Source organism: Bacillus sp. RC242 (assembly GCF_044908245.1).
GTDB classification, from domain to species: Bacteria; Bacillota; Bacilli; order Bacillales; family Bacillaceae_G; genus Bacillus_A; species Bacillus_A mycoides.
In genome coordinates, this window is sequence record NZ_JBIYCZ010000010.1 from 152,057 (window position 1) to 173,441 (window position 21,385).

Genomic DNA, 21,385 nt, shown 5'->3' on the forward strand with positions numbered 1-21,385 from the left:
CTTTAATAACCTTTTATACGCAGCTTCTTTGTTTAAAACTCGATGATGTACTCATCATCATATTTATCGTATTGCAAACCAGCTCCTATTTTGAATTCTGTAACTTGATCTCTTAGAAATGGTGCATCTTCTATTTTACTAGTTGCTATTTCAATCCCATATTTTTTTGTTAAATGCGCTAATTCTATTAAAAACCATTCTCTTCGTAATACGACTGGAATATCATACGTTCGTCTTTTCATATATACTAGCACCTCTTCTATTTTCATTATTGAAAAGAGTATCACTTCTACTTTCGATACACTTTTTAAAACTATCGTTCATCATCAATGGCCAATGAAACATTATAGTATATGCATGTCCGTTTTAAACGTGCTATAGCAAAAATAATATTAAAAAACTTAAAAAGCCTTATTTAGTTTACATAAAAAAATTATGTAATAGTAAAAGGGGAAGGCTTGTCCCTCATCCTTTTACTATCAAAAGCTAAATTAAGAACATCTTGGTACACCTAAAGCTAAGAATAAACCTGCTACTCCTGCTGTAATTGGCACTTTCAACGTAATAACATCATCTACTTTTGTTACTAAAAAGTAAGCATTCCCTTCTTGTAACACGCAATTCACTAATAATTGGAATTCCATTCAAATCTCCTCCTTTCAATCGATATACTATAATTTATGAAATCTCTTTCAAAAAGTAATAGTAAATATATCTATTTTTCCTTATATATAAAATAAATGTTTATACGTCTATTAAAATATTAATTTTCTAAATTAATATAAAACGTGTAATATCCAATAAATCCCTATATAATCAATAGAGAAAATCTTACAAATGGAGGTATGAAAATGGCTATTTTGAGTAATATTGGTGTAGCTTTATTTTTGATTGCTATCATTCTTTTAATCTTATGTATCATTTCATTCTTTAAGAAAAATGGAAAAGCAAAACAATATGGTCGTCCTACTGTTATTCTTTTTATGATTTCAATTATATTAATAATGACTGGCTCAACAAAATCTGAACACCCAGTCGTAGAATTTTTTTCTACTTTAAGTTTCATTCTATTTATATTTTTCCTTGTTCTAGCAATCATATCTGTAATTAAGAAAACAGGTGTAGCAAAAAAGCAATTTATTATTACAGCTGTTTTATTTGTCATTTTTGTTGCGCTATCAGGTATTTCAAGTCCTTCTTCTGAAAAAACGACAGCAACGAATAAACAAGTTGCTTCTAATAGTGAAGAGAAAAAAGATGACGAAAAGAAAAAGGAATTAGAAAAGAAAGAAGCGGATAAAAAAAACCGTAAGCAAGAAGATGAGAAACGTCAAGCTGAGGAACTAGCTCGTAAGCAAGAGGATGAGAAACGCCAAGCTGAAGAACAAGCCCGTAAACAACAAGAAGAGCAACAGCATCAAGCTGATGAACAGGCCCGTAAACAACAAGAAGAACAACAACGCCAAGCTGCTGAGCAAGCTCGTAAACAACAAGAAGAGCAAAAACGCCAGGCTGATGAACAAGCTCGCAAACAACAAGAAGAGCAAAAACGCCAGGCTGATGAACAAGCTCGCAAACAACAAGAGGATCAGCAAAAAGCACAGCAAGCTCAAACACAACCAGCTGCAAGTAACAATAGTAATGTAACTTACAAAAATTGTACTGAAGTTAAAAATGCTGGAAAAGCTCCATTATATAGAGATCAACCAGGTTATAGCTCTAAACTTGATCGTGATGGCGATGGAGTTGCATGTGAAAAATAGTAATAAAAAAGAAGCTTCTACTAAGCTTCTTTTTTTATTATCGTAAAGTATTGCGACGAATTACGCTTCCTCTTACTTAAATAAAACTCCTTTTATTATTCTCAAAAATGACACATAATGAGTGATTTCAATCACCACATTGATGTTAATTTATCGCTATTCTTGATTTAGATATTACATTTAAACTTTATGGAGGTATTCATATGGAACATACATTTACTGAAACTTCAATTATCGGTGAGATTGTAACACAATTTCCGAAAGCTAGTGATCTTTTTAACATTTTTTCTTAAAGAAGTCTCCTTCCTAAAGCCTGTGAAAGACGATAGTCTAGCAGTATATGGGAGATGAATTTCGGTTTGGCGTAGCCCAAAAAATGGTTTCTCTATTTATTTTGCCTCTGATATAATCAGTCTTATAAGAGGTAAAGTTTTGTATAACAATGAAAGTAGATAATAATCATGTATTGTTCAGGTTGTGTGATCACCGTCATAGCTTATGGGAAATGAAGCGGAAAATGAGGTGAGTTGATATGACAAAGCATAATAAGGCGTACAAATTTCGTCTGTATCCAACAGAAGAACAAGCACATCTGATACATAAAACTTTCGGATGTGTACGCTTTGTATATAACAAAATGCTAGCTGAACGGAAAGAAATATATGAAAAATACAAAGCGAACAAAGAAGAGCTGAAGAAACAAAAATTCCCTACTCCTGCGAAATACAAAGTGGAGTATGAATGGTTGAAAGAAGTTGATTCCTTAGCATTGGCCAACGCACAATTAAACTTGCAAACTGCGTATAAGAACTTTTTTAGTGGTCAAAGTGAGTTTCCTACATTCAAAAGTAAAAAGAATAGAAAATCCTATACAACGAATCGAGTAAACGGAAATATTATGTTGTTTCATGGTTATATCAAATTACCGAAACTGAAATTAGTACGACTGAAACAACATAGAGAGATCCCGCAAAATTATAACATCAAATCATGCACGATTTCGATGACACCAACTGGCAAGTATTATCTGTCTGTCTTAACTGAATATGAAAACGAAATTGTTCAGAAAGAAGTAGAAAGTGTAGTTGGATTAGACTTCTCAATGGCTGAATTGTACGTGAGTAGCGAAGATGAGAAAGCCAATTATCCTCGCTTTTATCGTCAGATGTTGAACCGATTAGCAAAGGCACAACGAGTATTAGCAAGGCGTGTACAAGGCTCAGCACGCTTTAATAAACAACGGATCTGTGTAGCGAAGTTGCATGAAAAAGTCGCAAATCAACGTAAAAATTTCCTTCATCACAAGTCTAAAGAATTGGCTACTCATTTTGACGTTGTAGCAATAGAAGACTTAAATATAAAAGGAATGTCACAAGCACTTCGTTTTGGTAAAAGTGTTGCGGACAACGGTTGGAGGATGTTCACGACATTTTTAGCATATAAGCTACAAGAACAAGGAAAACAGCTTATAAAAATAGATAAATGGTTTCCTTCTACAAAGATGTGTAGTCGTTGTGGAAATAAAAAAGAAATGCCATTATGTGAACGCGCGTATGCGTGTTCGTGTGGATTCACAATCAGTCGTGACTATAACGCAGCTATCAATATTAAAAAGGAAGCCATGCGGTTATTAGCGTTGATATAAATCGTAAGAAATAACCTTTGGAACAAGGGAGTTAGCTCGGCTGTCCTAGGACAAATTCGTTAGCTATCAAAAGTAGCGATGAACCGAGAAGCCCCCACTTCGGGGTAAGCTCGTAAGAGATACTAAGTGGGAGGTAGTTCACATCATATAGAATAGACTTTTGTTGTAGTGGTAATAAACCACTTATTGATGCAATTCATGAAAGAAATTTATCAGCTTCTGAAGTAATTACAGAGTTAAATACGCTTTATCATAATACGAAACTATTAAATGAATCTGAAATTGAAGTCACAGGACATGAGTAGCAATGCTCATGTCCTGCTTCTATTTATGCCTCTTCACCCTCTCTATCCATATAACTAAATTTCCTATCCGCTTCTCTTTTCACATAAAACTAGAAATCATTATTTACCATATTGCCCTTAGTTACGGAAACAATTATACTAGATGTAATCGCGATAAATAATCTGAATATTCTCAGAATTAAAGATAGGAGTTTTACTACTCGCAAATAGAGAGATAAATTCTATTTTCCACTAAATGAATTAAAAAACGACAATAAAATTAGGAGGATTACGATGCCCCAGCTTGATTCATTACATCCCATAGTAGAAAAAATAATCACCAATATTGAAAAATTAATGGTCGGAAAACGAAAAGAAACACTCTTAGCCTTAACAGCTCTTTTAGCTGAAGGTCATGTACTATTAGAAGATGTTCCCGGTGTCGGGAAAACAATGCTAGTACGTGCTCTTTCTAAATCAATTGATGCTGATTACAAGCGTATTCAATTCACACCTGATTTACTGCCGTCAGATGTAACAGGTGTTTCTATTTATAATCCAAAAGAACTCCAATTTGAGTTCAAGCCTGGACCGATTATGGGGAATTTTGTACTTGCTGATGAAATTAATCGTACATCTCCAAAGACACAATCTTCCTTACTTGAAAGTATGGAAGAAGGCACTATCACAATAGATGGCATTACAAGATCGTTACCAAAACCTTTCTTTGTAATGGCTACACAAAATCCGGTCGAATATGAGGGAACATATCCTTTACCAGAAGCTCAGCTCGATCGTTTCTTGTTGAAGCTAAGAATGGGATATCCTACACCAGAAGAAGAATTTGAAATTTTAAACCGGATGGAAAAAACAAATCCACTCTCTCATTTACAAGCTATTACTACAATAAAAGAATTACTTTATTTACAACAAAGCGTACGGGAAGTAAGCATGGACAAAGCAATCAAGCATTACATTGTAAAGCTTGTTACTCAGACGCGTTCTTATAGTTCTATACAACTAGGTGCAAGTCCGCGTGGCTCGATCGCTTTAATGAAAGCTTCACAAGCTTATGCATTCATCCATGGCAGAAATTATGTTATTCCAGACGATGTTAAATTTTTAGCTCCTTACGTTTTAGCTCACAGACTCATTCTAAAAATGGAAGCAAAATTTGAAGGAATTACAGGAGAACAAGTTATCGCAAAAATCGTTGCACGAACTACCGTGCCGACTCAAAGGACGAAAAACCTTTGATGAAACGACTACTACGGGCGCTATATCACGTTACGAAGTTATTGCTAATCCCTTTATGCCTAGTCTTAACATTTGTGTACGCTATGCTTCAAGGAGGATTTGTAAGTTGGTTTTTGTTTTACAGTACGATTCCTATTGGCCTTTATTCACTTCTACTTCCCTTCTACGCTTTACGAGACGCTGAAGTAAAACGAATAACAAACCAAAATGAATATGCAGCAGGAGAACAATTTTTAAGCACCATTACAATAAAAAGAAGATTTCCTTTTCCCTTACTTTATTTAATTATAGAAGATGAACTGCCATCACAATTTACAAATTGTAGACAAACGAAGGTGAATAAGGTAATACTCTTTCCAGGATTCAAACGAAATATTTCGTTTCAATATGTTATTGACACAATCCCTAGAGGAGAGCACACTTTTTCAAGCGTACGTGTCAAAACTGGTGATCTATTCGGTATGATGGAGAAAGAAGTAACTTTTTCAGTTCCAGATACATTTTTAATCTATCCCCAGTACGTAGATATAACATATCGACAATTGGAAAATCATTTCGAACAAGGAGCGCTTTCAGCAAATATAAATTTAGCAAAAGACTCTACAATCTCTGTCGGTGTCAGAGACTATAAACCTGGTGACCGCTTTTCATGGATTGATTGGAAAGCAACTGCCCGAACAAACAATATTATGACGAAAGAGTTTGAACAACAGCGCAGCCATAATATCATGATATTTATGGACAGAACTGAGTCCCCTCTATTCGAATCAGTCGTAACGTTTACTGCCTCTATTGTAAGGGCTGTCTTGAAGCAAAATTCACCAGCGTCATTCGTGTCTGTCGGAAAAGAACGAACTTTTTTCCCTTTAAACAATGGAGATACTCAGTTGCAACAAATCTTTTGTCATTTAGCGAAAGTACAAGCGGACAGTGTATTCCCGCTCTCCCGGAGTGTAGAAATGGAATTAAGAAAAATTTATGAGCCCGTAACGATTATACTCGTAACAAGCGATCTTTCTCCCGATATTCAAAAGGCGGCTAACTGTGCTGCTATAAAAAACAGAAAATTAATGGTGTTTGTCGTGAAAGAAAAAGCAAATCAACTCTCACATCGAGAACTAAGTATTCTAGAAACTCTACAAAAACGAAAAATATTTGTAAATGTGGTTTATGGGAACCGGTATACAAACGTGTTTTTTGAGGTGAGCAAATGATAACATTACGAACAAAATACAAATGGGATATGAACAGATTCTTCATGCATGTATGTGCACTTCTACTTTTACTAGAATGGCTAAGACCCCTTATAGGTATTACAAACGTAGGTAGATTAGATATTTTTGTAATATTTATAGGAATTTGCTTCACTCTCTCTTTTTTTCAAACAAGGTGGCAGGTTCCAATAAAGATCGTCACGATCTTATTCATCATTCATTTCCTGTATTATAAAAATGCTTTTATAAATCCATCTTGGCTAACGAAATTTTTTTCTGATATTTCTCAAAATTCCTCCCTGTTATTTCAAGGGAATTTGCTAGATATTTCTCCAGTTTTTCCAACACTTTTATTTTTTTTATCATTTTGGTTTTTGAGTTCTTTCATCTCTTTTTGGATGATTCATAAAAAACGCGGGTTGTTATTTCTTATATTGACTATTATTTATATCATAACTTTTCATAACTTACATTTATACAATGCAAACTACGCTATTATTCGTACTGTTGTCATCGGCTTTTTTATGCTTAGTCTTCTTCAAATAGAACGAATAAAAGAGATGGAACACTTACAAAATTATGCTAGAGAAATCTCAAAATTACTTAGACCTCTTACAATATTTATTGTATTGTCAGCAACCATCGCATACTTTGCTCCAAAATTTGGCCCTCAATGGCCAAACCCAATGGATTTTTTAAAATTCAACACATCTGAAGCAAGTAAAGAACAAGAAGTTTCTAAAATTGGATATGGTCTAGATGACTCGCAATTAGGCGGTCCTTTTAAGCCGGATAATACAATTATTTTTACAGCACAAACGCAAAACAAACAATATTGGAGAGTAGAAACAAAAGATTTTTATACAGGAAAAGGTTGGGATGTTTCTGAAAATCGAAAAAAAGTTTCTTTTAAAAATAAAAACGACGTCGTAAGCTGGTACGAACCAAATACAAAAACGGAGATAACTGAGGCAACAATCACCATGCAAAAAAGTTATCCTCACCTTACCTATCCAGCAGGATTAGTATCAGTTGAGGCTTCTTCTGATGTATCATACAGCGTTGACCCATTTTCAGAAAAAATCTATACGATGCACGGAGACTCTTCTACTACTTTAAATTCGTATAGAGTAACATATGAGATTCCGGAGTTTTCCATAGAAAATTTGAAATCTGTAAAAACGAATGAAGGTCATGAAACAAGTCCTTATTTCATGACAAAGTACACACAACTTCCCGAATCATTACCGCAGCGAGTAAAAGACTTGGCTGTCAATCTTACAAATGATAAAGACAACCGATATGATAAAGTATTAGCTATTGAAAATTACTTTACAGACAATTCTTTTGTATACGAAACAATGAATGTCTTATACCCTGCCAAAAACCAAGACTATGTAGATCAATTCCTTTTCGATACAAAAAGCGGTTACTGCAATAATTTTTCGACATCTATGATCGTGTTACTTCGTTCTGCCGGGATTCCTGCTCGCTGGGTAAAAGGATTTACAGAAGGAACTCTGGAGAATACACTTGCTAGTACAGAAGGTGAGAATGTTTATACAATCGCGAACAATAACGCACACTCTTGGGTCGAAGTATATTTCCCAGGATACGGATGGATTCCATTCGAACCAACAAAAGGATTTACCAATCCCTATAATTTTACAAATAATACTCCTGCTCCTACTTTACAAAATAGCGAAGAAACTAATTCTCAAAACGCACAAATACACCAACGAAACAATGAAGCAAAGCTCAAAAGTTTAATAGAAGATACAGAAGAAGCTCCTACTAAAAAGATTACAAATTCTAAAAAGGGATTTTCCTGGTGGTACGTATTCCTCTCTATGATACCAATTAGTATCATCGGATACATTCTCTTCACCACTAGAATGAAATGGATTACATTTTTTATTATTCTTTTCTATAAATACCGAAATGATGATGCTGTTTATCTAAAAGCTTACGGTGCACTTTTAAAACAATTTGCGAGAATCGGCATACCACGGGGTGAAAGTCAAACATTCCGAGAATACGCTCTCCACATCGATACACTTTACAATTCGGCCGATATGCAACAACTTACTTTCAGTTATGAGAACGCTATGTATCAAAAGGAACAGGCCGCAGCCGAATGGAAGACATCCGTACACTTATGGGAAGTGCTTATGAAAAAAGCAGCTTCTCTGCCTAAATCAAACGACTACGATAGAGTGATTTAATCTTGATAATGTGAGTTTAAAGAAAACACCTCAAAGAACTACTTTGTTCTTTGAGGCGTTTTTTAATAAAGTGAAACTCCTAATTATTCCCCAAGCACCTTCTCAATCTCAACCTCTAAATCCACCGGCTTCGTCTGCGGTGCAAAACGCCCTACTATTTTCCCGTCTTTTCCAATTAGAAACTTAGTAAAGTTCCATTTCACTGCTTTCATACCGAGTAAACCTGGTGCTTGTTCTGTCATGTATGTATAGAGGGGATGCGCTTTATCACCTTTCACATCAATCTTCGCAAACATCGGGAAGTTTACACCGTAGTTCAATTCACAAAAACTAGTAATATCAGCTTCTGTGCCTGGTTCTTGTCCCCCAAATTGATTACAAGGGAAACCGAGTATTTCTAATCCTTGGTCTTTATATTTATCATATACTTCCTGTAACCCTTTATATTGTGGTGTAAATCCACATTTACTAGCTACATTTACAATAAGAAGTGCTTTTCCTTCGTAATCTTTTAACGATTTTTCTTCTCCTGTTATTGTTTTAGCTGAAAAATCATAAACTGTCATTGTTCCTACCCCTCTCTTCACTATCATTCTATGTTTATACTATACTACATTCGTGAATATACAGCTCTTATTACGTACTCACATACCGGAATGATAGCGCTTTATTTTCGTTCGAAAATTCGACACAATATACTAGACTTTTATGATGGAAAGTTTTACAATTAATTTATGAACAAAATGTGACAGTTTATATTTCCATTATAATAGAAAAGGATGGTGTTCATTATGAAAACTGCACAACATGAAACGATTTCAAATCGCGAGTTTTATTTCGTACTATATATGATGTTATTGTATGTTATTGGCTGGGTAATCGATGTAAATGGTTTATTTTTAAGCTCCTACTTTAATTTAGCAGGAGAAATTATGCTTCCGATCGTTGGCGGCATTGTTGGACTGTTCGTTATGTCTATCAATAAAGAACAAACGAAATAACTACATTACAAAAGGGCAGAAGACGAGCTTTCGTTTTCTGTCTTTTTCTATTTTTAGCGTATAATAGATACATACCGTATATAAGGAGTGGTAAGTATGAAAAAAGTAGAACAACTATCTTCTCATCTATATCTTATTGATGATTATGACTTACAACATGATGAACGCACAGGTACATACGTTTTATTAGGTGACGATATTACTTTAATTGAAACTTGTGCGGCCCCTTCTCTTCCCTATATTTTAGACGGCTTACAGCAATTACATATTAATTTAAATGATGTAAAAAACATTATCGTTACACATGTTCATTTAGATCACGCAGGCGCAGCAGGGTTAATGATGGAAAAGTGCCCAAATGCTACTCTATTTGTGCATCCGCGCGGGGCTCGTCATATGATTGATCCAACAAAACTAATTCTTGGCGTAAAAGCTGTGTACAAAGAAGATTTTGATAAACTTTTTGATCCAATTCTTCCAATTGAAGAAGAACGTGTTCATATTGTACAAAATGGTGATACATTAAAAATTGCAGAAGACCGTACACTCACATTTTATGATACACCGGGACATGCGAAGCACCATATTAGCATTCACGATTCATTAACAAACGGCATTTTTACTGGCGATACAATAGGAATTTATTATAGAGAACTCGCAGACCTTGATGTAGAACTATATCTACCATCAACGTCTCCTTCACAATTCCAGCCAGATGCGATGATTGCTTCTAAAAATCATATTCAAAGTATGAATGTAGATACTATTTATTTCGGTCATTACGGCGCATCATCCAATGTTACAGAAGTATATAACCAACTTGAACATTGGTTACCTATTTTCGTTAATACTGGAAATGAAATTTTTCAAAAACATACTGATTTTGATGAGGCTACTAAGGCATTACAATCTTTACTACTGGAGAAAGTCTCCACTCATCTTACAAAGCTAAATGTTCCATCAAATCATTCTGTTTATAACATTTTACATCTTGATTTAGAAATTAGCGCGATGGGAATTATTGATTACTTAACGAAGCAAACAAAATCCACAATTAACTAATAGAAAACGAAGATATATACAACGCCATTATCGTATATATCTTCGCTCCTTGAATATATTTTTTAATAAAGGATGGTGGAATAGAATGCAAAAAGTGATACTTTACCTCTGCTTTACATTATTTATCATCTTATTATTAGTTGTAGGTGTTAAAATTCAATTTTATTTAGATACAGACGCGCAAGTGAACTTTAACGTCTATCCAAGATTATTCTACTTTACACTCTTCCCTCTTTTGGTCGGCATTTTATTACGATTCCTACAATCAATTAATCGCGAAACGAGTAAACAAAACTGGAACTTTCAGCCGGATAAGTTTATCGCTATTACGTTGCCAACACTATTCATTGCCTTTTCTCCAGCTCTACTCTTTTCACCAGTTGGTGAATACCTACCTTATTTAACTAATATTATTCTTGTGAATACAACTTTCGTTACCATTATTAGTTTAATAGCTGGTTACTCGCTTTTAGATTGTTTTATACAAAAAGACAAGGAGAATAGTAAGGAATATAACTAAGTGATTTCTCACTTTCACTTTACAAGATAATTCTGCCCCTGACTTGTGTGCAAAAGAACCTAATGTTCAATTTTTAAGTGCCGTTGGTTATGGTGGTTTATTTATAAGTGCAATACTCCTTGTAAGAGTTGCTATACATGCGGTAAGGAAATTTATGTAATAACAAAACGAGTATGAAATCGCATAGATTTTATACTCGTTTTTTATTGTTCATATATTTAATTGACAATAGGAAATTTATGTTAAACTAAAGAAAGTCGTGCACTAAATCAAAATACATTTCAAACAAGGGAGACTTATTATGAAATTAGGGACTTTCTCGTTTCTAACGTTTATCGCAAGTATATGTTCTTTCTTTGTTTTAAGAGGCCCTAATGCGAATTTAACGTTAATTATTGTGATTCTAAGTATACTTCCATTACTCGGCATTATTTTTGCAATCGCATCAAAGGATTGGCTATTTAAAATAGTTGGTACGGCATTAAATGGAGTAATACTCGTATTTGTATATTTCTTATTGCTAGCAAAAGGAATAGGTGGTTAATATATTTACGTTTCAATAAGAAAGGCTCACAGCTTAAGCTATGAGCTTTTTTACTTATCTCACCTTTCCATCTACATACTCCATAAACTGTTCTGCTTTAATAAATCTTTCTTTATACGCTTCAGGTACTTCTTCTACTGTTATCCCACCGCTCGATTTCGCTTTTACTAATACGGTTTGATATGACATTAACGCTTCCATATATTGTTCATACTCTTCTGAAGTTAATACTTCTTTACTAGATTTATGGCCATTTAATTTATCAAAATACGGCTGAAGCTCCATTTCTACCTTTTTCAATTCCTCTTTTTTAGCTGGTGATAATTGATCATAATCAATATTACCATTCGAATCCCCGTACTCAAGCTTTGCATTTGTTAATTTCTTTAGTTCTTTTGTAAACTCTTCATATTCCTTCGCACCCATTTCGTCTTTCGCTTCTGATAACTTTGCATTAAAACGCATATACGCTTCTAATGTCATCGCTCCGGCATGTTTTTTTAAGTTCTCAAACGAACCGTATATACCATCCGCCATAATAGATTGGTAAGCAAAACCAGTCGTTGGGATTAAAAATGCGGCTGCAAGCACTCCTGCGATAAGGCGCTTCTTCCTTTTACTTCCCCCGCTCTTCATTTTTATTTGAACAATTACTTTTTCTTTTAACTCCGGCGGGGCAATAATCCCCTTCGCTTCTTCTTGTATAGATTCTCTAACTCTACAATCTAAGCTCATTTCACATTCCCTACCTCTCCTAAAAAGATTTCTTCTACTTGCTCTTTTTGACGTAGTTTCTTTAATGCCGCATGAATTCTAGACTTCACTGTACCGATTGGAATATGTAATATTTGTGCTACTTCTTCTTGAGAGTAATCGTGTAAGTATCTTAAGATAATAACTTGTTTCAATTTATACGGTAACTTATGAATGAGTTCGATTAATTTTTGATTTGATATTTTACTTACAACATCGCTAGAAAAATCAATTTGTACTGGTTTTCTTTGCTCTTCTGCTTTTTTTACAATTCGTAGTCGCATCCACCTCTTTCTTCTATAAGAATGAATTTGTTTAATCGCAAGTCCAATTAGCCAAGGTCTAAATGGCTTCTCGCTATCATATTTACGAAGCGATTCATATAGCTGTATGTATATTTCTTGAACGACATCATCTACATCTGCTTTGTCTTCTATTAAAAAATGTGCTGTCTTATATATTTCTTGAATCGTTTTATCATACAATTCGCTATATGCTTCTTTATTGCCTGATAAAGTTAATTGGATTAAATCTGAATACACTGTTTCCCCCTTCATGTACCATCCCTCCTTTGTCCTACACTATATATTGGCAAGAAAACGATATTTCGTTCGATTTCTTTCAAAGTTTTTTCAAATAAATTAATATAATGATGCAATGACTTCATAAGCTTCACTTATAACCCTGCATAACAATTATATAATTTTCCAATTTCTAATAAAGATTTAAAATAATATATATATTCAAATTTAGGAGGATGTATATGAAAGCTATCGTTGTAACTTCGTTCGGTGGTCCTGAAGTGATGAAATATACAGATGTAGAGATGCCGGCTATTTCAGACAATCAAGTTTTAATTCGTGTTGTTGCTACTAGTGTTAATTTCGCCGATATTAAATCACGCTATGGCAAAAAAGGAAACAAAGCATTACCTTTTATTCCAGGTATAGATGTAGCTGGTATTGTAGAACACGTAGGTTCTCAAGTGAAAAATATTCATTCTGGACAACGTGTCATCGCTTTCCCTCAAAACGGATCTTACGCAGAATACGTTGTCGCAAACGAAAATCTTACTTTCGTTTTACCTGATGAAGTCGATTTTCAAGCTGCAGCTGCCTGCCCTATCGTATCTTTTACAAGCTACAATTTACTTGCAAATGTTGCAAGACTTCAGCAAGGTGAATCTGTTCTAATTCATGCCGCTGCTGGAGGAATTGGTACTACCGCGATTCAACTCGCAAAATTATTAGGGGCTAAAAAAGTAATCGGTACTGTTGGAAGTGAAGCGAAAAGAAAAATTGCTTTAGATGCTGGCGCTGATTATGTTATTTGTCATCAAGATGAAGATTTTGTAGAGAGGGTAAATCAGCTTACAAACGGAGAAGGTGTTAATATTGTTTTAGATTCTATTTCTGGTACTGTGTCCGAAAGAAGTTTAGAATGCCTTGCTTATTACGGTCGTCTCGTCCATTTCGGCAATGCTAGCGGAGAAGTTGGTATTTTTCAAACGAAAGATTTACACGCAAGTTGCCGTTCTATACTCGGTTTCAGCTTTGGCACTACACGGAAAAAACGTCCTGAATTGCTTCAAGAAACTGCGAATCAAGTTTTCCATTATTTACGCGATGGAAGTTTACAAATTAAAGCTACGAAATCTTTTCCTCTTCAAGATGCAGGGAAAGCACATGAATGGGTCGAAAGTAGACAAAGTATAGGGAAAGTAATACTACACGTTCAGACAGCTCCCTAAAATGAATACATGAAATAGAGGTGTTATTCATGGGATCACGAATTATGCATATCATTATCGCGAGCGGTATTGCTGAGAAACTTTCTATTCAAGATAAAACTTCTTTCTTACTTGGTGGTGTAGCTCCTGATGCTGTTCATTCAAAAGAAGAAAAAGGAGCTTCCCATTTTTACGCTGGTACAACGAAGAACTATACGAGAAGAATAGATTATGATTCATTTATTCATAAATACGAAGATCATATAGATTCCCCTTATATTTTAGGTTATTATACCCACCTCATTGCCGATGATAATTGGCTAAGCGGCTTTTTTCTACCTTGGCTTAAAAACAGAATAGAAAACGACGAAACTATCGCACCTATGTACTATAACGATTTTAAATTATTGAACGCACAATTGTTGCATCATTACGATAAAGAACAGCAGCTCTTCACCCTACTTAATCAAGAGGCTAACATTGTGAATATAGAGGAGGTTTCTAGAGAGAATGTTTTAGCTTTTCGGCAATATATTTTTGAAGATATGCTATATCCTGAGCAACACTTGCACGAAAACTTACAAGTGTTTTCATTTGATCAAATCGTTGGTTATATTGAGACTGCAATTGAAAAAGGAACATTTTTTATAGAACAACTCGTTAATAAAAAATTGACTTCAAATATTTAATCCCCCTCATTATTTACGAGGGGGATTTTCACATAACTATATAATTATTTATTTTTTTCCATTACTGCAAAGTAATTCCCTTCACTATCAGCAAAGTTAAACACTTTACCAGTAGGCATAGTTACCATTTCGCCAACAGTAACATTTTTATTTGTTAAATTTGTATATAATTGGTCAAGATTTTCTGAGAAGAACATTAAAGATGGTGTACCAAGATTCAATTCTGGGCTCATTTTCGAAATAACTTCTTTATTATGTAGTATAATGCTCGTTTCTGCACCCTTAGTCGGAGCGATTTCAATCCATTTCATTCCTTGTTTGTTATCTTCCTCTGCAACTACACGAAACCCTACCTTTTCCGTCCAAAAATTTACTGCCTCATCTTGATTATTTACATACAACATAATTTGTCCGACTTTATGAATCATTTGTTTTCCCCCTAATCGTTTTTATATTCTATGTAGGTTTCTACAGGTGCTATTATTATTCCTTTTGAGTTTATATGTACTTCTTCACAAAATTTATCGACCTACTCATCCCATTCAGTTCGTCAAAATAATCATTTCTTTCAATCATGTTATATCCGTCGAATCCAATTTCATCTAATACCTTGAAGAATATATCGAAATCTACTTCACCATTTCCTACTGCTACTTCTATATACTTACTTGAACTATCACTTTTCACTCCTTTACAATCTTTAATATGAGTTTGTACTATATAATCTTTTAATAGTAATAAACCTTCTACCGGATTTTCATTTGCATCACTTATTAAATTTGCTGGGTCAAAGTTAACAGCTAGTCCTTTTGAGTTTATAGTTTCTAAAAATCGTTTTAACACTAATGCTTTTTCAGACCCCGTCTCAATAGCGAAGACTCCTCCAAATTTGAATGCTAAATCCCCTATCTCGTAACAAACTCGTTCCATTTTATCATAGGACTCACTTTTTTCATTATCTGGAACTTTCCCGATATGAGCGGTTATTATCTTTGCTCCCAGATCCAAACCTCTGTCAGTAATGTATTTAAACTGCTCTATTGCACTGTCAACTTCCGTTCCTATAATTCCATTTTCTCCAAAGTTAATTGCTAATGATGGAACCTTTATTCCATTAAAAGATAACCTTTTCTTTAAAGTAGTCCATTTTGCCTTTGAAATATTAGCTAAATTGAAGTTCTTATTCATAGCATATAATTGAATATATTCTAAATCCCATTCCCTTGCTTTTTGTATTCCTTCGTTTACTTCAATAAGTTTCGTATTCAAAAACATTCCTAATTTCCTATCCATATATGTACCTTCTTTTTATTATTTCGCATCAGTTTAATATTCGACTCTCTTTACATTACTTCCTTGTACAAACTAAATGAGAAATGATTCACCTTTATCGATATTTCTTATAAGATAGGTACATTTAAATTTCCTTTGTTATTCAATTACAAACAAAAAAGACGTAACTACAAATAGTTACGCCTTTCTCTTTATTTATCTAGGTTTTTTCTTACCAGTAAAAGCTGGTTTCTTTTTCTTTGGTGCTGGTGGTTTCGATTCTACAAATGTTCCTTTGAACATTTCTTGTTTCGTAAACACGATACCTAATTTTTTCGCAAATTGAAGTAATTTACGCTCTTCTTGTTCTGTTACAAGAGAAACAACTGTTCCTTCTTTGCCCATACGTCCAGTACGTCCTGAGCGGTGAATATATTGGTCTACTGTGTCTGGTAACTCTAAGTGGATTACGTGTGTTAAATCATCGATATCTAATCCACGTGCTGCAATATCAGTAGCAAGTAATATTTCTAATTTCCCGCTACGGAACGCGCGCATCGTTACTTCACGCTCTTGTTTGCTTGCCTCTGCATGAAGTGCTGCTGCTTTCATTTTACGGAACTTCAGTTTTTGAGTAATTTCATCTAAACGGAATGGATCATTTAAGAAGGCAACTGCTTTTACATTTCCCATATGCATAACTCTTCTAATATAATCATTTTTTTCACGACGCTCACAAACGATATACGTATGTTCAACTAGGCTCTGTGCCTCTGAACGTGTTACACGTACTAATTGTGGTTCAACTGTCAAATCACGTGCCGCATCTTCTGCAGCTTTTGTTATTGTCGCCGAGCAGAATACTAATTGACGATCGCGCATCGTTGATTTAATTACATCAAGTACAGCACCCATCATCTTTTGTTTTACAATTTGATCAAACTCATCAAATACAATCGTTTTCACTTCATGCATCTTTAATTTTTTCATACGAATCAATTCTAAAATACGTCCTGGTGAACCGACAATAACTCTCGGATGTTTCTTTAATTTTTCAACTTGGCGCTTAATATCCGCACCACCAATTAAAGATGCACCTGAAATATCAGTTCCCGCTGTAAACTTTTGAACCTCTTCATGAATTTGCATAACAAGTTCACGAGTTGGCGCTAAAATTACAACTTGCGGTTGTTTAACTTCAGGATTAATTTTATGTAAAAGTGGTAATAAGTACGCTAATGTTTTTCCTGTTCCAGTTGGAGATTCAGCAATAACGTCTTGTCCTTCTAAAATAGTTGGAATCGCTTGTTTTTGAATTTCAGTAAATTCTTTAAAACCAGCCTTCTCCCAAGCTTGTTGTAAAAATGGTTGCATATCTTTTATCATTTGTTTTTCTCCTTTATCTCTATTTTTGAAGAAAATGTTGTATTGTTCGCACCGTTTCTATCATGTGTGAAATAACAGCTATTAAATCATCAACATGGTCTTCTGTAATCGATTTTTGAAATAGAACCTCTACCTTATTATGATATGAAATCGCTTGCTTATTATATTCGTATGAAATTTTTTGCGTAATCATTCGCTCTTTTCCCCATATAGAATGCAATAAAGTTTCAATTTCTTCGCATCCTATCTCTGGTTGCTCCATTTCGAACGAAAATTCCAGCTTCATTTCACAACCTGGTATAAACTGAGGTACTTCTAATATTTCACCTGATAAATTCTTTGCATCAACAGATAGTGAAAATGTCGCCTCTACCATCGTTTTAAATGTTTCTGTTAGTTGAAATGAAATACTATACATACGACTTAATGAAGCAAGGTCCATCACATCTTTTCGATCCGTTACGAGAATATCACCGTGTAAATCGAAATCATAGACAGCTCCTTCCACAATTACCTTTAAATTTTCAAAAGCAGTTGGATCAAACATAATTTCCTCCAAAAAACAGGCGCCTTTCGATGGAAAGGCGCCACTTGATGTATATATAGTTTACAGATAAACGAGATGAATTACAACCTTTTAGAATAAACCTACTGCTTTTCCATCTTCATTTACATCCATTTGTAGTGCTGCTGGTTGTTTAGGAAGGCCTGGCATTGTTAACATTGTTCCTGTTAACGCAACGATAAACCCTGCACCGATAGATGGTTTTAATTCACGAATTGTAACGATAAAGTCAGATGGGCGACCTAATTTTGTTGCATCATCCGAAAGAGAGTATTGTGTTTTTGCCATACAAATCGGTAGGTTACTCCAGCCTTCTCCCTCATATTGAGCTAATTGCTTACGTGCTTTCGGAGCAAATTCAATATCTTTTGCGCCGTACACTTTTTGAGCAATTGTACGGATTTTTTCTTCTAATGGTAATTCTAATTCATAAAGTGGTGCGTAGTTGTTTTCACCTTTTTCAATTTCTTTTAACACTTTCTCAGCAAGGTCAACTCCGCCTTGGCCACCTTTCTCCCAAACTTCCGTTAAGGATACTGCATAGCCACGCTCATTGCACCATTCTTGTAAGTATGCAACTTCTGCATCTGTATCAGTAATGAATTTGTTAATGGCAATTACGAAAGGAACACCGAAGCTTTGAATTGTTTCAACATGCTTCTGTAAGTTCTCCATACCTTTTGCTAACGCATCTACATTTTCTTCTTTTAATTGATCTCTCGCCACACCACCGTGCATTTTAAGCGCACGAATAGTCGCAACAATAACTACCGCTTCTGGTTTAATACCAGCTGCACGTGCTTTAATATCTAAAAACTTCTCGGCACCTAAATCTGCACCGAATCCAGCTTCTGTAATAACATAATCACCTAATTTTGCTGCCATTGTCGTAGCGATAACACTGTTACAACCGTGAGCGATATTCGCAAATGGTCCGCCATGAATGATAGCTGGTGTATTTTCTAATGTTTGTACTAAGTTCGGTTTTAATGCATCTTTTAATAGAAGCGTTAACGCACCTTCTACGCCTAAATCTTTAACTGTTACAGGTTGATTTGAAAAATTATAAGCGACAACAATGCGAGATAGACGAGCTTTTAAATCTTGAATATCTGTTGCAAGGCAGAATACGGCCATAATTTCAGATGCTACTGTAATATCAAAACCGTCTTCACGCGGTACGCCTTGAACCGGTCCACCAAGGCCAATTACTACGTTACGAAGGGCACGATCATTTAAGTCAACACAGCGTTTCCAAACGATTTTACGCGTATCAATTCCAAGTGTGTTTCCTTGTTGGATATGATTATCAATGAACGCCGCTAATGCGTTATTGGCAGTTGTAATCGCATGAATATCTCCAGTAAAGTGAAGGTTAATATCTTCCATTGGTACTACTTGAGAATAACCGCCACCTGCTGCTCCGCCTTTTAATCCCATTGTTGGTCCAAGAGATGGTTCGCGAAGTGCAATTACTGTTTTCTTACCAATTTTATTAAAAGCTTGACCTAAACCAACTGTTACTGTTGATTTACCTTCTCCTGCTGGAGTTGGGTTAATTGCTGTTACTAAAACAACTTTACCGTCTTTCTCATCTTGTAAACGCTTAAAAATATCAAGAGATAACTTGCCTTTATAGTGTCCGTATGGCTCTAGTTCTTCTTCTAAAATATTTAAATCAGCTGCAATTTCTTGAATCTTCTTCATACTTGCTTCTTGTGCGATTTCAATATCAGATTTAACTGTTGTAGTAGTTGTCATGTACCCTAGTCCCCCTTTAATTGATTCTGATGATATTGTATCAGTTTTTTGTATTTTCTGCACTTATTTACCTCCTAAAATCCTTCAATTTTGTCATACGTTTTTTAACATAAATACCCATAAAAATGTTAACGCTTGTTGTAACTCTGTAGGTAGCTGACCTAACATCTTCTCATTTACTCCGCGCTTATATACGCCGGTACCATCTACAACTTCAAATCCTTGTTCTTTTGCTAACTGTTCAAATTCCCAAGGCATCATCGTATTGCAAACAACGCCTTTGCCATATAGGCGCGGATAACTGTTCTCTCTCGGTTTTGCTGTCGGTCCTAAAATTGCAATACATGCGTATCCATCTTTCTTTAAAACACGCTTTATTTCATTTAATGCTCGCAACGGCTCCTCGGTCCATTCTAAAGAATTAATTGCCATAATTGCTTCAAATTTCTCATTTTCAAATGGTAATGAAGAAAGATCACCTTTTATAAAAGATAAGTTTGGGCCTTCTCCGCGCTCCTTACCCTTTTGAATCATAACTTCCGATAAGTCCACCCCAACCGCTTTGTACCCAGTAAGACTTAATTTATATGTACCATACCCATCACCACAGCCAACATCTAACACTTGTACTTCCTTTTCCACGTACTGCTCAAAAAATGGAATGATTGTACTCCTGCTCCCGCTATCCCACATTTCTTGACTATTTTGATTCCAAAACTCTGCATTGTTATCCCATTTTTTCTCTGCCGATTCATGCCAATTAAACTTCGCCATACATTCCCCTACCTTCACGTATTATCATTCATTTCATTCTACATCATGTTCCAAAATCCCTGTTTATCTTCATAAGGAGATAAAGTGAAACTTTAATCAGTGGGGGTGTTTGTTCGTCCGCCACTGATTATTATTTGAACCAATCGGGCTTTTACGGGCAGCCCGACTCCCATCTAACTTCTTTGCTCCAGCCGAATTTTGAGGTGGGGGTCTTACTGCACGGCAAATAGCGGGATAAACAGGATAACAACGGAATCTATTTTCTCCAATTTTTGCTTTACTTGGGTTTAACTCATACTCATGTTCTGCTTCTTATGAAAGATACTATAGATACACCCAATTGAAAGAGAGGGATGTACATGCGAAGAAAGAGAAATCATCATTTTAAAAGTGGTGAAAAAAACGAAGAGTATGCAGCTGAAATATCTCCAGCTGGTATTCCGATTAGACATGAGCGCAAAGAAATTGCAAATGAAATAGAAGGTACAAACACCGGTGCAATGATAGGCTATGTCGCATTATTTCTTTCGTTATTCTCCATTGCTTTTTATCCTGTTACACTCGGCTCCCTTGCTATTTTAGTTGGCTTATTAGCTGTCAATTTTGGGGCGAGAACACTTGGATATACCGCAATTGGTTTTGGCAGTTTTTCTGTTTTATTCACTTTACTATATCCGCTTGCTTTATCAGCATTTTAAAAAAACACACCAAGTTATACTTGGTGTGTTCATTCATGATACAACATGATATGACCGCATCCACAACAATGCTTCGCTGTAATTTCTTGAAAAACCGGATAATTTTCTTCATCTCTATGCTCAATAAACACCTTTTCAAATCGGTACATGTTTGGCGCATATGCCCAATCTTGTTTCGTACGTGCATATAATGTTGAAGAAAAAAACTCCTCACCACCACAAACGATACATCCCTTCTTCATC

Annotated in this window: 24 protein-coding genes and 2 pseudogenes; 14 read left to right on the forward strand and 12 right to left on the reverse strand. The window is 35.0% G+C overall.

The genetic code is table 11. From position 1 onward, the window contains the following. Positions 1 to 32: 32 nt before the first annotated feature. Both ABH957_RS19160 and exsG read right to left on the reverse strand, forming a co-directional pair. Positions 33 to 242 (reverse strand): hypothetical protein, encoded by a 210-nt coding sequence (locus ABH957_RS19160; protein WP_002085943.1) that lies wholly within the window; start codon positions 240 to 242, stop codon positions 33 to 35. Positions 243 to 491: 249 nt separating this feature from the next. Further along, positions 492 to 644: an exosporium protein ExsG gene (gene exsG / locus ABH957_RS19165; RefSeq protein ID WP_000395676.1), complete on the reverse strand. Its 153-nt coding sequence runs from the start codon at positions 642 to 644 to the stop codon at positions 492 to 494. Positions 645 to 851: 207 nt separating this feature from the next. On the opposite strand from exsG, the gene ABH957_RS19170 reads away from it, so the two are divergent. From ABH957_RS19170 to ABH957_RS19200, 7 genes and pseudogenes are all read left to right on the forward strand, one after another. Beyond that, on the forward strand, positions 852 to 1,763 hold the full coding sequence (locus tag ABH957_RS19170) for an excalibur calcium-binding domain-containing protein (RefSeq protein ID WP_404512029.1): 912 nt from the start codon (positions 852 to 854) through the stop codon (positions 1,761 to 1,763). Between the two features lie 197 nt (positions 1,764 to 1,960). After that, positions 1,961 to 2,050, forward strand: a pseudogene (locus tag ABH957_RS19175) (iron-sulfur cluster repair di-iron protein); the annotation flags it as partial. Positions 2,051 to 2,295: 245 nt separating this feature from the next. Then, positions 2,296 to 3,408 carry an RNA-guided endonuclease TnpB family protein gene (locus tag ABH957_RS19180; RefSeq protein WP_404455023.1) on the forward strand — a complete coding sequence of 371 codons (1,113 nt, stop codon included), beginning with the start codon at positions 2,296 to 2,298 and terminating at the stop codon, positions 3,406 to 3,408. Positions 3,409 to 3,545: 137 nt separating this feature from the next. Then, positions 3,546 to 3,695, forward strand: a pseudogene (locus ABH957_RS19185) (DUF542 domain-containing protein); the annotation flags it as partial. Positions 3,696 to 3,986: 291 nt separating this feature from the next. Continuing rightward, positions 3,987 to 4,949 (forward strand): AAA family ATPase, encoded by a 963-nt coding sequence (locus ABH957_RS19190; RefSeq protein ID WP_404443088.1) that lies wholly within the window; start codon positions 3,987 to 3,989, stop codon positions 4,947 to 4,949. After that, complete coding sequence (locus ABH957_RS19195) at positions 4,949 to 6,163, forward strand: DUF58 domain-containing protein (RefSeq protein ID WP_404443091.1); 1,215 nt, start codon at positions 4,949 to 4,951, stop codon at positions 6,161 to 6,163. The genes ABH957_RS19190 and ABH957_RS19195 overlap by 1 nt, the downstream gene beginning before the upstream one ends. Continuing rightward, positions 6,160 to 8,388, forward strand: coding sequence for a transglutaminase TgpA family protein (locus tag ABH957_RS19200; protein ID WP_404455020.1), 2,229 nt, complete (start codon positions 6,160 to 6,162; stop codon positions 8,386 to 8,388). Before ABH957_RS19195 ends, ABH957_RS19200 begins: the two co-directional genes overlap by 4 nt. An 83-nt stretch (positions 8,389 to 8,471) precedes the next feature. Here the strand turns inward: ABH957_RS19200 and bsaA are convergent, their stop codons facing one another. After that, on the reverse strand, positions 8,472 to 8,954 hold the full coding sequence (gene bsaA, locus ABH957_RS19205) for a glutathione peroxidase (RefSeq protein WP_002065095.1): 483 nt from the start codon (positions 8,952 to 8,954) through the stop codon (positions 8,472 to 8,474). A gap of 225 nt (positions 8,955 to 9,179) precedes the next feature. On the opposite strand from bsaA, the gene ABH957_RS19210 reads away from it, so the two are divergent. From ABH957_RS19210 to ABH957_RS19225, 4 genes are all read left to right on the forward strand, one after another. Further along, positions 9,180 to 9,389: a DUF3925 family protein gene (locus tag ABH957_RS19210; RefSeq protein ID WP_002127081.1), complete on the forward strand. Its 210-nt coding sequence runs from the start codon at positions 9,180 to 9,182 to the stop codon at positions 9,387 to 9,389. 96 nt (positions 9,390 to 9,485) lie between these two features. Beyond that, entirely contained in the window at positions 9,486 to 10,451 is a 966-nt protein-coding gene (locus tag ABH957_RS19215; RefSeq protein ID WP_404455017.1) for an MBL fold metallo-hydrolase, read from the forward strand. 85 nt (positions 10,452 to 10,536) lie between these two features. Further along, positions 10,537 to 10,971 carry a hypothetical protein gene (locus ABH957_RS19220; protein WP_016126826.1) on the forward strand — a complete coding sequence of 145 codons (435 nt, stop codon included), beginning with the start codon at positions 10,537 to 10,539 and terminating at the stop codon, positions 10,969 to 10,971. 301 nt (positions 10,972 to 11,272) lie between these two features. Further along, positions 11,273 to 11,515, forward strand: coding sequence for a hypothetical protein (locus ABH957_RS19225; protein ID WP_404455014.1), 243 nt, complete (start codon positions 11,273 to 11,275; stop codon positions 11,513 to 11,515). Between the two features lie 54 nt (positions 11,516 to 11,569). Here ABH957_RS19225 and ABH957_RS19230 read toward each other — a convergent pair whose 3' ends face one another. After that, positions 11,570 to 12,250, reverse strand: coding sequence for a DUF3600 domain-containing protein (locus tag ABH957_RS19230; protein ID WP_404455012.1), 681 nt, complete (start codon positions 12,248 to 12,250; stop codon positions 11,570 to 11,572). Then, complete coding sequence (locus ABH957_RS19235; RefSeq protein ID WP_002165914.1) at positions 12,247 to 12,825, reverse strand: sigma-70 family RNA polymerase sigma factor; 579 nt, start codon at positions 12,823 to 12,825, stop codon at positions 12,247 to 12,249. Before ABH957_RS19235 ends, ABH957_RS19230 begins: the two co-directional genes overlap by 4 nt. Positions 12,826 to 13,031: 206 nt before the next feature. Between ABH957_RS19235 and ABH957_RS19240 the strand changes: the two genes are divergently transcribed. Continuing rightward, a complete protein-coding gene (locus ABH957_RS19240) occupies positions 13,032 to 14,018 on the forward strand; it encodes a quinone oxidoreductase family protein (RefSeq protein WP_404455009.1) in 987 nt (328 codons plus the stop codon). Between the two features lie 29 nt (positions 14,019 to 14,047). Then, positions 14,048 to 14,686 (forward strand): zinc dependent phospholipase C family protein, encoded by a 639-nt coding sequence (locus ABH957_RS19245; RefSeq protein WP_404455006.1) that lies wholly within the window; start codon positions 14,048 to 14,050, stop codon positions 14,684 to 14,686. 44 nt (positions 14,687 to 14,730) lie between these two features. Here the strand turns inward: ABH957_RS19245 and ABH957_RS19250 are convergent, their stop codons facing one another. The 6 genes from ABH957_RS19250 to ABH957_RS19275 form a co-directional block, all read right to left on the reverse strand. Then, the gene (locus ABH957_RS19250) at positions 14,731 to 15,114 is read right to left on the reverse strand and encodes a VOC family protein (RefSeq protein ID WP_404512031.1); all 384 of its coding nucleotides are present in this window, start codon (positions 15,112 to 15,114) and stop codon (positions 14,731 to 14,733) included. Between the two features lie 70 nt (positions 15,115 to 15,184). Next, the gene (locus tag ABH957_RS19255) at positions 15,185 to 15,979 is read right to left on the reverse strand and encodes a sugar phosphate isomerase/epimerase family protein (protein WP_404512033.1); all 795 of its coding nucleotides are present in this window, start codon (positions 15,977 to 15,979) and stop codon (positions 15,185 to 15,187) included. A 195-nt stretch (positions 15,980 to 16,174) separates the two neighbouring features. Next, positions 16,175 to 17,344, reverse strand: coding sequence for a DEAD/DEAH box helicase (locus tag ABH957_RS19260; RefSeq protein ID WP_002012513.1), 1,170 nt, complete (start codon positions 17,342 to 17,344; stop codon positions 16,175 to 16,177). Between the two features lie 19 nt (positions 17,345 to 17,363). Beyond that, a complete protein-coding gene (locus ABH957_RS19265) occupies positions 17,364 to 17,891 on the reverse strand; it encodes a hypothetical protein (RefSeq protein WP_002065080.1) in 528 nt (175 codons plus the stop codon). A 90-nt stretch (positions 17,892 to 17,981) separates the two neighbouring features. Beyond that, a complete protein-coding gene (locus tag ABH957_RS19270) occupies positions 17,982 to 19,670 on the reverse strand; it encodes a formate--tetrahydrofolate ligase (protein WP_277958626.1) in 1,689 nt (562 codons plus the stop codon). 93 nt (positions 19,671 to 19,763) lie between these two features. Further along, a complete protein-coding gene (locus ABH957_RS19275; RefSeq protein ID WP_404512035.1) occupies positions 19,764 to 20,444 on the reverse strand; it encodes a class I SAM-dependent methyltransferase in 681 nt (226 codons plus the stop codon). A gap of 359 nt (positions 20,445 to 20,803) precedes the next feature. On the opposite strand from ABH957_RS19275, the gene ABH957_RS19280 reads away from it, so the two are divergent. Beyond that, on the forward strand, positions 20,804 to 21,142 hold the full coding sequence (locus ABH957_RS19280) for a hypothetical protein (protein ID WP_001253195.1): 339 nt from the start codon (positions 20,804 to 20,806) through the stop codon (positions 21,140 to 21,142). A gap of 29 nt (positions 21,143 to 21,171) precedes the next feature. Here the strand turns inward: ABH957_RS19280 and ABH957_RS19285 are convergent, their stop codons facing one another. Continuing rightward, complete coding sequence (locus tag ABH957_RS19285) at positions 21,172 to 21,384, reverse strand: hypothetical protein (RefSeq protein WP_002012518.1); 213 nt, start codon at positions 21,382 to 21,384, stop codon at positions 21,172 to 21,174. Position 21,385: the final 1 nt, after the last annotated feature.

Excerpts from the sequence above, each read along its gene's own strand:
- ABH957_RS19160 (WP_002085943.1), bottom strand. The coding sequence starts at position 242 with ATGAAAAGACGAACGTATGATATTCCAGTCGTATTACGAAGAGAATGG.
- exsG (WP_000395676.1), bottom strand. The coding sequence starts at position 644 with ATGGAATTCCAATTATTAGTGAATTGCGTGTTACAAGAAGGGAATGCT.
- ABH957_RS19170 (WP_404512029.1), top strand. The coding sequence starts at position 852 with ATGGCTATTTTGAGTAATATTGGTGTAGCTTTATTTTTGATTGCTATC.
- ABH957_RS19180 (WP_404455023.1), top strand. The coding sequence starts at position 2,296 with ATGACAAAGCATAATAAGGCGTACAAATTTCGTCTGTATCCAACAGAA.
- ABH957_RS19190 (WP_404443088.1), top strand. The coding sequence starts at position 3,987 with ATGCCCCAGCTTGATTCATTACATCCCATAGTAGAAAAAATAATCACC.
- ABH957_RS19195 (WP_404443091.1), top strand. The coding sequence starts at position 4,949 with ATGAAACGACTACTACGGGCGCTATATCACGTTACGAAGTTATTGCTA.
- ABH957_RS19200 (WP_404455020.1), top strand. The coding sequence starts at position 6,160 with ATGATAACATTACGAACAAAATACAAATGGGATATGAACAGATTCTTC.
- bsaA (WP_002065095.1), bottom strand. The coding sequence starts at position 8,954 with ATGACAGTTTATGATTTTTCAGCTAAAACAATAACAGGAGAAGAAAAA.
- ABH957_RS19210 (WP_002127081.1), top strand. The coding sequence starts at position 9,180 with ATGAAAACTGCACAACATGAAACGATTTCAAATCGCGAGTTTTATTTC.
- ABH957_RS19215 (WP_404455017.1), top strand. The coding sequence starts at position 9,486 with ATGAAAAAAGTAGAACAACTATCTTCTCATCTATATCTTATTGATGAT.
- ABH957_RS19220 (WP_016126826.1), top strand. The coding sequence starts at position 10,537 with ATGCAAAAAGTGATACTTTACCTCTGCTTTACATTATTTATCATCTTA.
- ABH957_RS19225 (WP_404455014.1), top strand. The coding sequence starts at position 11,273 with ATGAAATTAGGGACTTTCTCGTTTCTAACGTTTATCGCAAGTATATGT.
- ABH957_RS19230 (WP_404455012.1), bottom strand. The coding sequence starts at position 12,250 with ATGAGCTTAGATTGTAGAGTTAGAGAATCTATACAAGAAGAAGCGAAG.
- ABH957_RS19235 (WP_002165914.1), bottom strand. The coding sequence starts at position 12,825 with ATGAAGGGGGAAACAGTGTATTCAGATTTAATCCAATTAACTTTATCA.
- ABH957_RS19240 (WP_404455009.1), top strand. The coding sequence starts at position 13,032 with ATGAAAGCTATCGTTGTAACTTCGTTCGGTGGTCCTGAAGTGATGAAA.
- ABH957_RS19245 (WP_404455006.1), top strand. The coding sequence starts at position 14,048 with ATGGGATCACGAATTATGCATATCATTATCGCGAGCGGTATTGCTGAG.
- ABH957_RS19250 (WP_404512031.1), bottom strand. The coding sequence starts at position 15,114 with ATGATTCATAAAGTCGGACAAATTATGTTGTATGTAAATAATCAAGAT.
- ABH957_RS19255 (WP_404512033.1), bottom strand. The coding sequence starts at position 15,979 with ATGGATAGGAAATTAGGAATGTTTTTGAATACGAAACTTATTGAAGTA.
- ABH957_RS19260 (WP_002012513.1), bottom strand. The coding sequence starts at position 17,344 with ATGATAAAAGATATGCAACCATTTTTACAACAAGCTTGGGAGAAGGCT.
- ABH957_RS19265 (WP_002065080.1), bottom strand. The coding sequence starts at position 17,891 with ATGTTTGATCCAACTGCTTTTGAAAATTTAAAGGTAATTGTGGAAGGA.
- ABH957_RS19270 (WP_277958626.1), bottom strand. The coding sequence starts at position 19,670 with ATGACAACTACTACAACAGTTAAATCTGATATTGAAATCGCACAAGAA.
- ABH957_RS19275 (WP_404512035.1), bottom strand. The coding sequence starts at position 20,444 with ATGGCGAAGTTTAATTGGCATGAATCGGCAGAGAAAAAATGGGATAAC.
- ABH957_RS19280 (WP_001253195.1), top strand. The coding sequence starts at position 20,804 with ATGCGAAGAAAGAGAAATCATCATTTTAAAAGTGGTGAAAAAAACGAA.
- ABH957_RS19285 (WP_002012518.1), bottom strand. The coding sequence starts at position 21,384 with ATGAAGAAGGGATGTATCGTTTGTGGTGGTGAGGAGTTTTTTTCTTCA.